Origin of the sequence: Streptomyces sp. NPDC086080 (assembly GCF_044540255.1) — a bacterium.
Lineage (GTDB): Bacteria > Actinomycetota > Actinomycetes > Streptomycetales > Streptomycetaceae > Streptomyces.
The window spans coordinates 254,551-269,746 of sequence record NZ_JBITRU010000005.1 but is presented as its reverse complement, the minus strand read 5'-3'; the positions used below and the strand labels follow the sequence as shown (position 1 = coordinate 269,746).

The 15,196-nt window shown below is 72.1% G+C and carries 11 protein-coding genes; 8 read left to right on the top strand and 3 right to left on the bottom strand.

The features are described from left to right. Nucleotides 1-69 precede the first annotated feature (69 nt). The 5 genes from trkA to ACIF9R_RS09045 all read left to right on the top strand — a co-directional run bounded on the left by trkA (nucleotide 70) and on the right by ACIF9R_RS09045 (nucleotide 5,559). A complete protein-coding gene (gene trkA / locus ACIF9R_RS09065; protein WP_399976378.1) occupies nucleotides 70-1,383 on the top strand; it encodes a Trk system potassium transporter TrkA in 1,314 nt (437 codons plus the stop codon). 89 nt (nucleotides 1,384-1,472) lie between these two features. Next, nucleotides 1,473-2,960 (top strand): TrkH family potassium uptake protein, encoded by a 1,488-nt coding sequence (locus ACIF9R_RS09060; protein WP_399976375.1) that lies wholly within the window; start codon nucleotides 1,473-1,475, stop codon nucleotides 2,958-2,960. A gap of 154 nt (nucleotides 2,961-3,114) precedes the next feature. Continuing rightward, nucleotides 3,115-3,801 carry a nucleotidyl transferase AbiEii/AbiGii toxin family protein gene (locus ACIF9R_RS09055; protein ID WP_399976373.1) on the top strand — a complete coding sequence of 229 codons (687 nt, stop codon included), beginning with the start codon at nucleotides 3,115-3,117 and terminating at the stop codon, nucleotides 3,799-3,801. A 310-nt stretch (nucleotides 3,802-4,111) separates the two neighbouring features. Then, a complete protein-coding gene (locus ACIF9R_RS09050) occupies nucleotides 4,112-4,621 on the top strand; it encodes a glutathione peroxidase (protein WP_399976370.1) in 510 nt (169 codons plus the stop codon). An 80-nt stretch (nucleotides 4,622-4,701) separates the two neighbouring features. After that, on the top strand, nucleotides 4,702-5,559 hold the full coding sequence (locus tag ACIF9R_RS09045) for a MerR family transcriptional regulator (RefSeq protein ID WP_399976368.1): 858 nt from the start codon (nucleotides 4,702-4,704) through the stop codon (nucleotides 5,557-5,559). Nucleotides 5,560-5,759: 200 nt separating this feature from the next. Here ACIF9R_RS09045 and ACIF9R_RS09040 read toward each other — a convergent pair whose 3' ends face one another. From ACIF9R_RS09040 to ACIF9R_RS09030, 3 genes are all read right to left on the bottom strand, one after another. Then, nucleotides 5,760-5,951, bottom strand: coding sequence for a DUF397 domain-containing protein (locus ACIF9R_RS09040; RefSeq protein WP_399976365.1), 192 nt, complete (start codon nucleotides 5,949-5,951; stop codon nucleotides 5,760-5,762). 226 nt (nucleotides 5,952-6,177) lie between these two features. Next, entirely contained in the window at nucleotides 6,178-7,035 is an 858-nt protein-coding gene (locus ACIF9R_RS09035) for a helix-turn-helix domain-containing protein (protein WP_399976363.1), read from the bottom strand. A 309-nt stretch (nucleotides 7,036-7,344) separates the two neighbouring features. Continuing rightward, complete coding sequence (locus ACIF9R_RS09030) at nucleotides 7,345-8,103, bottom strand: GPP34 family phosphoprotein (protein ID WP_399976361.1); 759 nt, start codon at nucleotides 8,101-8,103, stop codon at nucleotides 7,345-7,347. 223 nt (nucleotides 8,104-8,326) lie between these two features. Between ACIF9R_RS09030 and ACIF9R_RS09025 the strand changes: the two genes are divergently transcribed. The 3 genes from ACIF9R_RS09025 (at nucleotide 8,327) to ACIF9R_RS09015 (ending at nucleotide 15,147) form a co-directional block, all read left to right on the top strand. Beyond that, nucleotides 8,327-11,311 (top strand): D-alanyl-D-alanine carboxypeptidase, encoded by a 2,985-nt coding sequence (locus ACIF9R_RS09025; protein ID WP_399976358.1) that lies wholly within the window; start codon nucleotides 8,327-8,329, stop codon nucleotides 11,309-11,311. A gap of 144 nt (nucleotides 11,312-11,455) precedes the next feature. Beyond that, nucleotides 11,456-13,381, top strand: a complete 1,926-nt coding sequence (locus tag ACIF9R_RS09020; protein WP_399976356.1) for an MFS transporter — start codon at nucleotides 11,456-11,458, stop codon at nucleotides 13,379-13,381. Between the two features lie 200 nt (nucleotides 13,382-13,581). Beyond that, entirely contained in the window at nucleotides 13,582-15,147 is a 1,566-nt protein-coding gene (locus ACIF9R_RS09015; protein ID WP_399976354.1) for a sodium:solute symporter family protein, read from the top strand. Nucleotides 15,148-15,196 lie beyond the last annotated feature (49 nt).

Genomic DNA, 15,196 nt, shown 5'->3' with positions numbered 1-15,196 from the left:
GCGGACGCGGCGCGTCCCCCGCCCCCCGACGTCGCGGCGGCAAGGCACCGGGCGTGTCACGATGCCGGTATGCGGGTCATCGTGGTGGGTGCGGGCCAGGTCGGACACACCGTGGTCAAGTCGCTCGCCGAGACGCACGAGTGCACGGTGATCGACACCGACGAGGCGCGCCTGCAGGCCTTGTCGCACGCCTACGACGTACGGGTCACGCGCGGCAGTGGCACACAGCGCGAGACCCTGCTGGAAGCCGGTGCGGCCGACGCGGACCTCGTCCTGGCCTGCACCTCGCGGGACGAGGTCAACCTGGTGATCGCCATGCTCGCCCGCCGGCTGTCGTCGGCTCGGACGGTGGTGCGGGCCACCGGAATGGACTATCTGGCGGCCTGGCACGCGGGCGATCTCGATGTGGACCTTCTCGTCTCGAAGGCGTTCGAGACCGCGAGCGCCGTCGCACGCGTTCTGCAGGTGCCCGGTGCCCGGCACGTGGACTTCTTCGCCGGGGGCGAGGTGGTGGTGCTGGGTGTTGACATCCACGAGGCGAAGTCGCCCTGGTGCGTCGGACGGCCCCTGCGGGACGCGGACCTGCCCGAGGCGTCCCGGGTGGTCGCCGTCGTACGGGACGGGGAGTGGGCCGGACCGACCGCGCGGGAGGTGCTGCGGGACGGGGACCGGTTGATCGTGACGGCGTCACCGGCGGCGGCACGCTCGTGGAGCCGGCTGGTCAGCGGGGCCGAACCGGTCGATGACATCGCGCTCTTCGGCGCCGGGCGCATGGGGACGGCCATCGCCCGGGTGCTGTCGGACCGGGGGATCTCCGTACGGGTGATCGAGCCGGACGCGGTACGGGCGCGAGCGGCCGCGGACGTGCTCGACCGGGCGCGGGTGTTCCACGCGTCGGGACTCGACCCGGAGTTCCTGCGCCGTGAGCGCATCGGCGCGGCGGGCGCGGCGGTGTTCGCCGGCCGCGACGACTCCCGCAATCTGCATGGGGCCCTGCTCGCGAAGATCCAGGGGGTGGGGCTCACCCTGACGGTTCTCGACAACCCCGCCGCCGCCGAGGTCTTCGTGGCGGCCGGCGTCGACGTGGCGATCGACCCCGGTGACGAGACCGCCGAGAAGATGGCCCGCTTCACCTTCGGTGAGCGCACCCGTCAGGTGGCGATGCTGGAGGACGACCGCTTCGAGGTGCTCGACATCGCCGTACGGGCCGGCAGCCGGTACGCGCATCGGCCGGTCGACGCGGTTCCCGGGGCCGGTGTGGGGGCGATCGTCCGTGACGGCGGGGTGTTCTTCCCCGGCGGGGAGGACGAGCTGCGGCCCGGGGACCGGGTCATCGTGCTCACCGAGCCCGGACGCGTGCCCGGGATCGAGCACGACCTGTGACGCCCTCGCACCCGCCCTCGTCCTCACCCCGGGCACCGAGTCGTGCCCGCCCCGCACGCCGGCGGCTCCCCGGTGGACGACGGTTCGGCGTGGACGTGCGCACCGCGCTGGGCGTGGTCGGTGCGCTGCTCACGTGGTTCGCGGTCGCGTTCGTCGCGCCGGCCGCCGTCGCGCTGGCGGCCGGGGAGCCTCCCTGGCCCTTCCTCGTCGCCGGGGTCGTGGTGGCCGTGACGGGCCTGACGCTCAGGCGTCTGACGGGCGAACGGCCCCCGCTGGGCGTCCGGGAGGGGTTCCTCGTCGTCGTCGCGGTGTGGCTGCTGGTGCCCGCGTTCGGCGCGCTGCCCTTCCTCCTCGGCCACGTTCCGCAGCTCGACCACCCGGTCGACGCCTACTTCGAGGCGATGTCGGGCTTCACCGCCACCGGGGCGACGGTGCTGACGGACGTGAACGCGCTCGGCACCGACATGCTGTTCTGGCGGCAGCTCACCACCTGGCTGGGCGGCGCGGGAATCATCGTGCTGGCGCTCGCGGTGCTGCCGCGGCTGCGCATCGGAGGCCGCGAGCTCCTGCGCTCGGAGCTGCCGGGGCCGGTCGAGACCGAGTCACTCGGCGCGACCGTGCGCGGGACCGCCCGACGGCTCTGGAAGATCTACCTCGCGGTGACGGCCGCCGGCGTCCTGCTCCTGGCCGGTCTGGGATGGGCGGGGCTGGACCGGCGGATGGATCTGTTCACCGCGTTCTCCTACGCGATGTCCGCCGTGGCCCTGAGCGGTTTCGCCCCGGAGGCCGACTCGGCCCGGGGCCTCGCGCCGGTGACGCAGTGGGTGCTGTGCGCACTGATGGTGGTGGCGGGGCTGAACCTGCTGCGGTTGTACCGACTCGCCGTGCTGCGTCAGTTCCGGGCCGGATTCCGCGACGAGGAGCTGCGCCTGTATCTGGCGCTGCTGGCCGGGAGCGCGGCCGTGCTCACGGTCGAACTGTTCGCCGACGGCACGGTGGACGGGCTCGGCGGCGTCCGGCACGCGGTCTTCCAGGCGGTCTCGGTGATGACCACCACCGGCTTGGCGACGCTGGACTGGTCGAGCTGGGGGACGCTCGCGACGCTCACCCTGCTGGCGCTGATGTTCGCCGGGGCCTGCGCCGGGTCGGCGAGCGGCTCGGTCAAGGTCGTGCGGCATCTCATCCTCTTCCGCTTCGCCCGCCGTGAGCTGGCGCAGGCCGTCCATCCCGACGCGGTGCTCCCGGTGCGGGTGAGCGGCCGGGTGGTCGACCAACCCGCGCTGCGCTCGGCGCTGCTGTTCGCTCTCCTCTACGTGCTCGCTCTCGCGTTCGGGACGCTCGGCCTCGCCCTCGACTCCCGGGTGAGTACGCCCGGAACCGGTGTGCTCACCGCGCTCGGCGCCGCGGCGGCCTGCCTCGGCAACATCGGCCCGGCGTTCGGCGAACTCGGCCCGTACGGTTCGTACGCACCCCTCGGAGGGCTGTCGAAGGTGATCCTCACCGCTCTCATGTTCCTCGGCCGCATCGAGATCGTCCCCCTGGCCGTCCTGCTCCGCCGCGGCTACTGGCGCGCTTAGCGGGATCCGGCGGGCGGCGGGCGGCGGGCGGCGAAGGCTTGCGGCGGCGGGCCTTCGCCGAGAAGGCCGAGAGGCCGGCGAATACGGTGGGTTGCCCCTGGAGGGGTGGATTCACCCGAGCGTGGCGGACCGTGTCTACGGCGATAATCGGGCCATGACCTCACCCCCGGCCGGCGTGGACGCCGTGCATGAGCGGCTGGTGGGCGATCTGCTCGCCGCCGGGACGCCGTACGGGCTCGTGCTGGCCGGTGGCGACGCCGTACGGGCGCACGGGCTGGTGGACGCCCGGGTCAGCCGGGGGGTGGACCTGGCCACGGAGCATCCCGCGGCCATGGCGGAGATCGCCGGGGCGGTGCGGGCAGGGCTGGAGCGGCGCGGGTGGGCGGTCCGGAGCCAGGAGGCCGATCCGCTGGCCGCGCGGCTGGCCGTCGGCGAACCCGCGTCCGGTACGGAGTGCCGGGTCGACCTGCGCAAGGAGGTGCTGTGGCGGCCGGCGGTGGAGACCCGGGCGGGTCCGGCGCTCTCCCTGGAGGATCTGATCGGTACGGCCGTGCGGGCGCTGGCGGACCGCGGCCTGCCCCGTGACCTCGTCGACGTCCACGCGGCCGCCGACCGGTGGAGCCACCCGGAGCTGGAGGAGCTCGGGCGCCGCCACGCCCCCGACACCTTCGACCTCACCGAGTTGCAGTCCCGGCTGGCGGGCACGGAATGGCTGGACGACGCCGGGTTCCGCGCCCATGGTCTCGACACCCCGGCGATCGAGGCCCTCCGCCGCTGGGCCCAGGCGTGGGCCGACGACATCGCGGAGCGGCTGGTGGAGGGGGAGGTTCCGGAGGAGTAGGACCCTGGCCGGCCCGTTTCGGCCGGTCCGTGCCCCGCCCGGCCGGACTCCCGGGAGCGATGCCGGGGTGAGCGGCACCCCGGACGTCCGAGGACCGTCCGGAAGCCCATCTCGGGGGAGAACCCCATCGGGTACGGCCCGGCGGCCCGGAAAGCCTGGAGAGCCTGGATGGAACGGCCGCTTCAGGAGGGCAGCTTGGGAGGGAGCCCTCTCGGAGGACCTGTCGGGCCCCGCGCTCGGGCAACCGCCCGCACACGGCCGGGCGCGGGCCGGGCGCCGGAGTGGCGGGCGCCGGGGCTAGGGTCGGCGCATGACGACTGCAGAGAACAAGGGCACCTCTCCTCTCGACGTCGAGATCGGCGCGCTCAACGGCGGTTCGGCGGACCTCGCCCAGTACGCCGGCCGGGCCGTGCTCGTCGTGAACGTGGCGTCCAAGTGCGGGCTGACCCCGCAGTACGCGGGACTGGAGCGGCTGCACGAGCGGTACGCGGAGCGGGGCTTCACCGTGCTGGGCGTGCCCTGCAACCAGTTCCTGGGACAGGAGCCGGGCAGCGCGGAGGACATCGCCGCGTTCTGCTCGGCGACGTACGGGGTGACCTTCCCGATGACCGAGAAGACCGAGGTCAACGGGGAGGGGCGGCACGCGTTGTACGAGCGGCTGGTCGGTTTCGCCGACGCCGAGGGGCACAGCGGGGACGTCCGCTGGAACTTCGAGAAGTTCCTGATCGGGCGGGACGGCGAGGTTCTCGCCCGTTTCTCGCCGCAGACCGAGCCGGAGTCGGCGGAGGTCGTGGCCGCGGTGGAGAAGGCGATCGGCTGACCGTTGACCTTGCCCCTGGGGCAGGGGTGAGCGTCTCTCCCACCGGGCGGACCGTCCGCCCGGTCACGGAGGATGTCGGCGTGGACGAGGAACTGCTCACCATCGGGGCGTTCGCGGCGCGGGCACGGCTTTCGGCGAAGGCCCTGCGCCTGTACGACCGGCTGGGGCTGCTGGCCCCGGCGCGGGTCGACGAGACCACCGGGTACCGCTCGTACCGGGCCGGTCAGGTCGAACGGGCCCGGCTGATCGCGCTGTTGCGGCAGCTGGACATGCCGCTCGCGCGGATCGCCGAGGTCGTCGACGCGGACGACACCGCGGCGGGGGCGGAACGGCTCGCCGCCTACTGGGCGGACGTCGAGGCGCGGCACGCCGGGCAGCGGACGCTCGCCGAGTACCTCCGTGGACGGTTGTCGGGGAGGAGCTCCGAGATGTACGGAAAGTTCGTGGTCGAGACGGTCGAGGTGCCGGAACAGGTGCTGATCACCGAGTCGCGGCACCTCCTGGCGGAGGAACTGCCGACGTGGATCGGGACGTCGCTGGGCCGGCTGGAGGAAGCGGCCCGGGAGTGCGGGGGCGTGACCGGAGCACCGTTCGTGGCGTATCACGCCGAGGTGTCGATGGAGAGCGACGGGCCGGCGGAGGCGTGCGTCCCGGTCGCCGACGAGGCGGCGGCACGTGCCTGGGCCGAGGCGCGGGGCCGGGTTCTGGGGGCGACGGTACGGGTGGAGCCGCCGCTGCGGCTGGCCCGTACCCGGATCACCAAGGCCCAGGTGGCGCATCCGCAGATCCTGGCCGCCTTCGAGGCGGTGGAGGAGTGGATGAGGGACCAGGGGCTGACGCCGACGGGTCCCTGCCGCGAGGTGTACTTCGCGGACTGGGCGGCCGCGGGTCCGGAGGACCCGGTGTGTGACGTGGCCTTCCCGATGGCCCTCCGCTAGGACGGCTGCCGGTCTGCGGCTTCCCGGGAGCCCTTTCCGGCGGCCCTGCGGCAGCCCTCCGGCGGCCCTCACGGCAGCGGCCGGGCGGGCCGGGCCGAGGGGGTGCGCGCCGGGCCCCCTCGGCTAGGACGGCGGGCTGGTCGAGGGGGCTCTTCGGTGGCGCCGGTGACCGACGCCGGTCCGGCCGGTGGCCGGCGCCGTCAGTTCTTGACCGAGGCCACGAAAGCGCTCCACGCGTTCGCGGGGAAGGCCAGCTTCGGGCCCTCGGGGACCTTGGTGTCCCCGAGTTCCAGTGCCACCTCGGTGGTCGACCTGACCATCACGCACGCGCCGTTGTTGTTGGTGTAGGAGGACGTCGTCCACGTTTCCGTGGCGCCCAGACGAATTGCCATGTTCGCTCCGTAGCCAGATGCTGAGTTGCTGTCACCGGCCTGCGCGGTCCGACAGGGACCCGCAGAACGGATTGCGCCAACCCTCACGGGTGTTGGCGTGATCGACGCTACTCGCCACCTTCTTCTGCCGGAGCGGCCGTTCACTCGTCCGAGTGGCATATCCCGAACGGTACGTCCAGTCGAGCATGTCAGCGGTATAAGGTTCCGCCTCGCGCCTGACGGCCGATCAGTGCGCGTAGTCCTTCGCGAGGCGTTCCACCAGCTGACGGGACTGTTCCACGTTCAGGGACTGCGCCCGCAGATGCTCGTACATCACCGTGTACTTCTGCACGTCGTGCGGCTTCTCCAGATACAGGTCGCTGGTGACGCCCTCGATGTACACCACGCTCGAATCGGCCGCGTCGGCGAACTCCAGGATCGAGTACTGGCCGTTGATGCCGGCGTGCGCGCCGACCTCGAACGGCAGCACCTGCACGGTGATGTGCGGCAGTTGGCTCAGCTCCATGACGTGTTCGAGCTGTTCCCGCATCACCTGGCGGCTGCCGACCACCCGGCGCAGCGCCGCCTCGTCCAGCACCACCCACAGCCGCAACGGGTCGCTCTCGGCGGTGATCCGGCCCTGCCGGCGCAGCCGCACCTCGACCCGCCTGTCGTTCTCCTGCCCGGTCGACTCCGGCGAACCACCCTGGACGATCGCCTCGGCGTACGCGCGGGTCTGCAACAGGCCGGTGATGATCTGGGGTTCGTAGACGCGCAGCGACTCCGCGTCCGTCTCCAGACCGATGTAGACGCTGTACGGGATGTCACCGAAGGCGTGCCACCAGCCCTGCTGGCGGGAGTCCTTGGCCATCTGCATGAGCGACTCGACGATCCGCTGGTCCTCGACCTCGTACACCCCGCACAGGTCGCGGACGTCGCGCTGGCTGATACTGCGCCGGCCGTTCTCCAGGCGGCTGATCTTCGACTGCGACACCAGCAGTCGCTCGGCCACCTCCTCGGCCGTCATGCCCTTGAGCTCTCGGAGCCTGCGCAGCTCCTGGCCCAGCCGGCGCCGCCTGACGGTGGGATTGACATTGGACGCCACGGGACGTGCACCTCCGGCTGTATGCCTCATACTTGCCACTTTGCGTGTCTGCTGATGAGCAGATTGCCACCAAGGGGCTTCCTACCGCTGGGAAACGGTGGATATACGACGGGTACACGCCACTTCAGGTACGGGTGGCAGGTGTCGGCGCCGGCCGGGGGCACGCCGAGCGGGGCGGAGAGCGCCCGTGCGTTCTCTCCGCCCCGCTCGGTCAGCGGCTCCCGTGACCCGTCACCGGGTCTGCCGTGCCGAGGATTCGTGCCGTTCGTGCCGGCTTTCCGCCCCTGGGGGACACACGGGGCGCAGGGCTCAGTGGGCCACGGCGCGTGCCATGGACCCCCGGTGCGGTTGTGCCGGCACGCCTCGCGCGGGTTCCGGTGCGCCCCTGCCGCCGCCGGGGCCGGGCTGCCGGCCGGCCGGTGCGGAACCGCGGCGCGGCTGGGCCGCGGCGCCGTTCTGGACGTCCATCACCGCGTGCGCGACGAGTCCGCCCATCGGGTCGTGCCGGATCAGGTCCCGCAACCGGGAACGCGAGGAGCGTCCCTCGTTCCCCGGATACAGGTGTTTGCCGAGGCCCACCGCGTGCGCCAGCGCGGCGAGCGCCGCGGTCCGCGGGTCCGGCGGAACGCCGGTGCGGATCGCGGAGTCCAGCCGGGCCTTGATCTCCCGGCTGATCTCGGTGTCCGTCGCTTGGTAGCGAGTCGTCGGCAGCACCCCGCACATCTGACCGGCCACGGCATGCACCATGCCGCACCGCTCCAGATGCGAGAGATAGGTCTGGCGCAGCCCGAGACGCGGCCCGCCGATCCAGTGGACCGCCCGCACAGGAGCGCCACGCCTTCGCAGCAACTCCAACGCGCAGTCCAGTGTTGGGTCTCCAGTCGGCCGTGGCACCACCACGGCGATACGATCCCCGTCTGGGGCTATCCGTCCGGCCAGCGCCAGCTCCACTAGCTGTGCTCCGGCCAGACCGAGGTCGAGCGACTGCGGCTGTGCAGTGGTACCCGTGGTCGGGTCCAATGCCAGCAGCAGAAGCTCCTCCGGAAGTGTTCTGCGGCTCCTGCCCATCCATGCCTCCCCGCGTGGATGTCTGACAGGGTGACCCCTCTCACATTGGTCTGTCGAGGGTGCGTGACCACTTCGTAGTGGAACCAGTAGGTATGTCGTTCCCGTCTACCACGCGGGGGAAGTCCGCACACAGGACACTGTTACATGGTTCGGACAGCGCTGCGGAGCGTTGTCGCGGGCGGGCGGTTCACGGTTCGGATGGCGCACGCGGGGCGTGCGGCGCATGGAGGAGGCATCGGTGGCGGGCGAGTCCCCCGACAGGTCGAAGCAGCGCGAGTCGTCGGCAGAAACGACGTCGGGGAGCGCGGGTCCGGTTCCCGAGAAGCGGGATCCCCGGTTGGCGGTGGCACGCGACGCGTCCCCCTCGAAGACCCGTGGAACCTCCGACACGGCCACCCGGGTGCTGTCGCTGCCCGCCGACGTGTCCTCTCCGGCGGAGAGCGGGGACGGGTCCGCGGCGGAGGACGGGGGCCGGTCCTCCGGCACGAGCGAGGGCCGGCTGCAGGAGGCGGTCGCCGCATGGGTCCGCACGGCGGAGCCGAGCGATGACCTGAGCGGCGACACCGGGCGCGAGGACGGCCGGAACGGCGAGGACGGGGCAGGCGAGCGCGACGCCGGACCCGCCGCGTCCGCCCCGGACGCGGACGAGTCACCGGGCGACGACACCGCGGCCGAGGCGGCGGACGACGACGCCCGCGCGGACGCGGGTACGGTCCCGTCCGCGAGCGATGCCTCCGACGACGCCGGTACGGTCCCGGCCGCGCGCAGCGCCTCCGACGACGGCGAGAAGGACGCACCGGCCGCAGAGGCCTCCCGCGACGAGGACGGGGACGGAGACGGGGACGGGGACGGAGACGGAGACGGGCCCGAGGATTCCGTGAGCGAGGTCTCCGCCGTCCCCACGGCCGGTAGGGGCGTCGACGAGCCCCGTGACCGCGACTCCCGCGCGGCAGCGGCCACGGCAACGGCAGGCGCAGCGGACAGCGCCCCGGACGACGCCACCTCGCAGGCGGATGCGCCCGGCCGCGGCGACGACCCGCACGCCGCCTCCGGCAAGCCCGGCCCGGAAGCCGACGACGCCCCCTCCGAGGGGGCGTCCGAGCCGACGGCCGAGGACCCGGGCACCGAGCACGCCGGAACCGGCGGCACCCCTGCGGCAGCGGACACCGACGCGGACGACGCCCCCCGCGACGACACGGACCCGGACACCAAGCGCACCGCAGCCGGCGGCACCCCCGCCGCCGTGGACACCGGCACGGACGACACTCCCCGGGCCAAGACATCCGACCACGGCGACGACACGGACCCGGACGCCGAGGGCACCGGAGCCGGCGGCAGCGCCGGGGCGCGCTCACCCGAACGCGACGACGACCCGGACACGGACGCGGATTCCGGCACGGGCCGCCCGTCGTGGGCCGGCGGCACCGGCACGCCCCCCTCCCCCGGCAAGCCCGGCAAGCCCGGTGCGGAAGCCGGCGACGCGGCCCCGGAAGCCGACTCCGGGTCCGGGTCCGGGTCCGACTCCGGGTCCGGGTCCGGGTCCGACTCCGGATCCGGATCCGACTCCGGGTCCGACTCCGGGTCCGGCGGGAAGGCCAAGGGCCCCGTCGATCAGCCCACCGCTGTCTTCCGGACCCGGCGGCCCTCCGTCGATCAGCCGACCACCATGCTCAAACTGGGCGACGTGGGCGCCAAGCCCGCGCGTGACAACGACGTCGACGGTGAGGCCGACAGCAAGCCCCCCGCCGGGCCCGGTCCCGAGCGGACCAGCAGGTTCGTCGCACTGAAGGACTTCGACGACCCCGCCGCCCGCAAGCCCCCGCGCACCACGGACGCCACCACCGCGTCGGGTGCCGTGCCGCCCGCCGAGGCCACCACCTCGCTCCCGCAGGTCGGGCCGGAGCGGACGACGCAGCAGCCGTTGCCGCCCAGGCCGCCGCTGGATCTGCTGGCCGAGCTGACCAACACCCCGCCGCCCCCGCAGACCCCGCTGCGCACGGCCGTGCGACGGATCAAGATCTGGACGCCGCTGGTCGTCCTGCTGCTGATCGTCTTCGCGGTCGTACAGAACGTCCGTCCGCTTCCCGCGCCCACGCTGGAGCTCACTGCCGAGGACAGCTACACCTTCGAGGGCGGCAAGCCCGAGATCCCGTGGCCGGCGGACGGCCAGGCCGCGCTCGACGTGCAGGGCATCGGCTCGTTCGGCTCCTCCGGCGAGCAGAAGCCCGTGCCGATCGCCAGTGTCGCCAAGGTGATGACCGCGTATCTGATCCTGCGCGACCACCCGCTGAAGAGCGGTGCCGAGGGTCCGATGATCAAGATCGACGAGCTGGCGGAGCAGCAGTCCGACGCGGGGCAGGAGTCGACCGTCGATGTCACCGAGGGCGACGAGATCTCCCAGCGGGAGGCGGTCGAGGCCGTCCTGATCGCGTCCGCGAACAATGTGGCGCGGCTGCTCGCCCGCTGGGACGCCAAGTCCGAGGAGGCGTTCGTCGAGAAGATGAACGAGGCCGCCGAGGACCTCGGCATGTCCGACACGACGTACACCGACCCGTCGGGTCTGAACGACACCACCGTGAGCACGGCCGTGGACCAGGTGAAGCTGGCCAAGGCCGCGATGACGCAGCCCGCGTTCCGCGAGGTCGCCGCGATGATGTCGTACGACGACTACAAGGGTGTCAACCACTCCAACTGGAACCAGCTGGTCGGCCACAACAACGTCGTCGGCATCAAGACCGGCACCACCACCTCCGCGCTCGGCAACCTGGTGTTCGCCGCGAAGAAGGAGGTCGGCGGGGAGACCCGGACGGTCGTCGGCGCCGTGGTCCGCCAGCCGGCGGGCGGCAAGGACAACACCATCCTGTCCGCCGCGCTCACCGCGGGCGACGAGCTGATCCGGGCCGCGCAGGACGCGCTGGAGGCGGCGACGATCGTGAAGAAGGGCACCGTCGTCGGGTATGTGGACGACGGTCTCGGCGGCCGTACGCCGGTCGCCGTCACCGAGGACGTCAAGGCGGTCGGCTGGGCGGGCCTCTCGGTGGAGCTGACGTTCGCCGCGGACGAGCTGCCGCGCACGGCGAAGGCCGGAACGAAGGTCGGCACGCTCACCGTGGGTGACGGTACGAGCAGCGCCGTCAAGGTGCCGGTCGCCCTCCAGGAGGACCTCGTGGAGCCCGGCTTCACGGACCGGCTGACCCGTCTCGCCTGAGACGGCGGCCGACGCGGCACATCCGCACCCCGCGGGCCCACGCCCCACCCGGGCGACGGTCGGCGGGGTGCGTGCTAGCGTCACGAAACGGACAGTGAACGGGCAGCGAACGGGCAAGGAACGGGACACGGGGAGTGCCTTCAGGTGGCCACAACGGAGCCGACACGCGCCGACGACGCCGATCCCGATCCTCGTCCGGGATCCGGTCCGCGAATACCCCTGGCCGGAGCACAGGGCCCCGCCGAGGGCGCTGAGCCCCCTCCCGGCACGCCGGGCGCCACCGCCCGCCCGGACACCCACGGTGACACCCCCGGCGACGCGCCCGGTGCCACCCACGGCGCCGCCATGACCGTCGTGCTCGCCGTGCGCGCCCGCATGTTGCGGCACCCCGTGCTGTCCGTCACGGCGCTCGCCGGGCTGCTGCACATCGTCTGGTTCTTCACGTCCGCCAACAGCGGCGGCGATCTGGCGGCGCAGGACGCCTGGGCGGAGTTCGTCGGCCGTCACCCGGACTCCGCGTACAACCTCGCCTGGTACGGCGGGATGCACCCGGTGTCGTACAGCGTGGTCTCGCCGTATCTGATGTCCCTCCTCGGGGTGCGGACGACGATGATGATCGCGGGGACGGTGTCGGCGGGCCTGCTGACGCTGGTGCTCCTGCGCAGCCGGGTGGTGCGCAACCCGCTGTGGGCGGCCCTGGCCGGGGTGTTCGCGCTGCTGTGCAACGCCGCCTCGGGACGGGTGACGTACGGGCTCGGCACGATGTTCGCGCTCGGCGCGGTCGCCGTCGTCTTCTGCTGGCCCCACCGCTGGCGTCACAAGCGCTGGGCGAAGGCACTGTGCGCGGCGCCGCTGGCCGCACTGGCGACCATGGCCTCGCCGGTCGCGGGGCTGTTCGTGGGCCTGGTCGCGGTGGCGCTGTTCCTGCAGAAGCGCCGGTCGGGGGCGTGGGCACTGGGCCTGGCGCCCACCGCGGTGGTGGCGGTGTCGGCCTGGCTGTTCCCGTTCTCGGGGACGCAGCCGATGGGCATCGGCTCGGTGATCCTGCCGCTGCTGTACTCGGTCCTGGTGTACGTCCTGGTCCCCGCGGAGTGGAGGACCGTACGGATCACGGCCGCGGTGTACGGGCTCGGGATCGTACTGGTCTGGCTGGTCAGTTCGCAGATCGGCTCGAACATGACGCGGCTGGCGATGCTGTTCGCCGGTGTGGTGCTGGTGGCGGCGCTGCCGTTCGCGGTGCCGAGGTCCCGGAAGTGGTACGTGATCGCCGTCGCGATCGCCGGCTTCACCGGCTGGATCGGCTTCAAGTCGGTCGACGACGTGGTGCACACCACCCCGCGCGCGTCCTGGGCGCGCGAGCTGGCGCCGCTGGTGAACGAGCTCCAGGAGGTCGGCGCCGAGCGGGGCCGCGTGGAGGTCGTCCCGGCCGCCTCGCACCGTGAGGCGTCGGCCCTCGCCCCGTACGTCAATCTGGCCCGCGGCTGGAACCGGCAGGCCGACATGGAGCGCAACCCGCTCTTCTACGACGACACCCTCAACTCGGCCAACTACCACGAGTGGCTGAAGCGCTGGGGCGTGCACTTCGTGGTGCTGCCCAAGGACGAGCCGGACGGTGACGGCGGCCAGCGGGAGCGGGAGCTGGTGCAGCGCGGGCTGCCGTATCTGAGGCAGATCTGGGGCGACGCGAACTGGCAGCTGTTCGCGGTGAACGAGCCGACCCCGCTCGCGGAGCCGAACACGGTCGTGGAGCGGGCCGAGCAGGGCGAGTGGACGCTGCGGGTGGAGAAGGCGGGCCGGATCCTGGTCCGCGTCCCGTACTCGCCGTGGCTGGGCCTGGTCGACGCCGACGGCAAGGCGCTGGAGCCTCCGCAGGAGACGGAGGAGTCCAAGGACCGTCCCGAGGGCGAGCCGAGGACGTACGAGAACGTCACCGGCTGCGTGATGGAGACGGAGGAGGACGCGAACGGCGACACGTGGACGATGCTGCTCGCGCCGGAGCCGGGGGTGTACCGCCTGGCGGCTCCGTACCAGTGGGACCGGGGCACGCCCTGCCCGGACGAGCTGCGCTGACAGCTTCGCGTTCACGGGGGTGAACGTTATTCAGCCATACGAACGACTTTACTCGCTCTTGACCTGACTCTTTCTTGTCGTGCCCGCGCCATCCCACCCACGATGAGCGGGCACTTCGCGCCCGTTCACGCCCCTACCCCGCTCAGGCGAAGTGTCAACCAGCTGGGCGGTGTTCACAAGGCGGACCCTGGAGGGGGGACATGAACGGTCTCGACTGGGCGGTTCTCATCGGCTACTTCGCCGTGATGGTCGCCATCGGCGTCTGGTCGCACAAGCGGGTGGACAACGTCAGCGACTTCTTCACGGCCGGCGGCAAGATGCCCTGGTGGCTCTCCGGCATCTCCCACCACATGTCGGGCTACAGCGCGGTGATGTTCACCGGGTACGCGGGCATCGCCTACACCTACGGCGTGACGTCCTTCGTCACCTGGTCCTTCCCCATCGCCTTCGGCATCGCCATCGGCTCCCGGCTGTTCGCCCCGCGCATCAACCGGCTGCGCTCCCGGCTCCATGTGGCGTCACCGCTGGAGTACCTCAAGAACCGCTACGACCTGAAGACCCAGCAGGCGCTCGCCTGGTCCGGCATGCTGCTGAAGATCGTGGACGTGGGCGCGAAATGGGCCGCGATCGCCACCCTGCTGTCGGTCTTCACCGGGGTCTCGCTCAACCAGGGCATCCTCATCACCGGTGTCGTCACGGCGGTCTACTGCACCATCGGCGGCCTGTGGGCGGACGCGCTGACCGAACTCGGGCAGTTCGTCATCCAGCTGCTGGCCGGCATCACGATGTTCGTCGCGGTGGTACTCGAACTCGGCGACCACGGCGGCTTCCTCGGCGCCTGGGACGAACCGGAGCTCCAGGGACACGGGGAGCCGCTGGTGGGACCGTACGGCACGGTCTTCCTGCTGGCGTTCCTCTTCATCAAGCTGTTCGAGTACAACGGCGGCATGCTCAACCAGGCCCAGCGCTACATGGCCACCCCCACGCCCCGCGAGGCGGAGCGTTCGGCACGGCTGTCGGCGGTGCTGTGGCTGGTCTGGCCGGTGATCCTGTTCTTCCCGATGTGGATGTCGCCGCTGCTCGTGGAGTCGCAGAAGGCGGACGGCTCCGACTCCTACGCCCTGATGACCGAACAGCTGCTGCCGCACGGCCTGCTGGGTCTGGTCATCGTCGGCTTCTTCTCCCACACGATGGCCATGTGCTCCTCGGACGCCAACGCCATCGCCGCGGTGTTCACCCGGGACGTGGCACCGGTGCTGTCCGCGCGGGCGCGCGCGTGGGGCGAGCGGTCGGGTCTGGTCGCGGCCCGCGTGACGACGGTGGTCTTCCTCGGCCTGTCCATGGCGGTCGCCACCCAGGTCGACTCACCCACCTTCAAGGACATCATCACGGTCGTCATCAAGTGGGTGGCCGGCCTGATGGGCCCGATCGCGATCCCGATGATGCTGGGCCTGCTGCGACCGTTCCGCCGCTCGGGTCCGACGGCGGCGCTCACCAGCTGGGGGCTGGGCCTGTTCGCCTTCTGGCTGGTGAACTACCCCGTCCACTGGGCCGTCGACGGTGGTGTGCCGCTGGAGTACCAGGTCTCCGTCCCGCTGGCGGTGTCGCTGGTCCTGTACGTGCTGATCGGCTTCGCGAAGCCGGAGGACACGCCGGAGCGGCTGGCGATCATCGACCGGGTCAACACCGATGGTGACGGGGGTGGCGGCTCGGCGGTTGCGGCGGTTGCGGCGGGGCCGGGTGCGGGGGAGGAAGAGCGGCCGTGAGTTCTGGCCGGGCGGGTGGGGCGCGCGGTTCGTCGTGCTGCGGGGTTCT

Bases quoted from the DNA above. Each gene is read 5' to 3' on its own strand.
- ACIF9R_RS09025 (WP_399976358.1), top strand. From the start codon at position 8,327: ATGGAGGAGGCATCGGTGGCGGGCGAGTCCCCCGACAGGTCGAAGCAG.
- ACIF9R_RS09055 (WP_399976373.1), top strand. From the start codon at position 3,115: ATGACCTCACCCCCGGCCGGCGTGGACGCCGTGCATGAGCGGCTGGTG.
- ACIF9R_RS09050 (WP_399976370.1), top strand. From the start codon at position 4,112: ATGACGACTGCAGAGAACAAGGGCACCTCTCCTCTCGACGTCGAGATC.
- ACIF9R_RS09040 (WP_399976365.1), bottom strand. From the start codon at position 5,951: ATGGCAATTCGTCTGGGCGCCACGGAAACGTGGACGACGTCCTCCTAC.
- trkA (WP_399976378.1), top strand. From the start codon at position 70: ATGCGGGTCATCGTGGTGGGTGCGGGCCAGGTCGGACACACCGTGGTC.
- ACIF9R_RS09030 (WP_399976361.1), bottom strand. From the start codon at position 8,103: ATGGGCAGGAGCCGCAGAACACTTCCGGAGGAGCTTCTGCTGCTGGCA.
- ACIF9R_RS09015 (WP_399976354.1), top strand. From the start codon at position 13,582: ATGAACGGTCTCGACTGGGCGGTTCTCATCGGCTACTTCGCCGTGATG.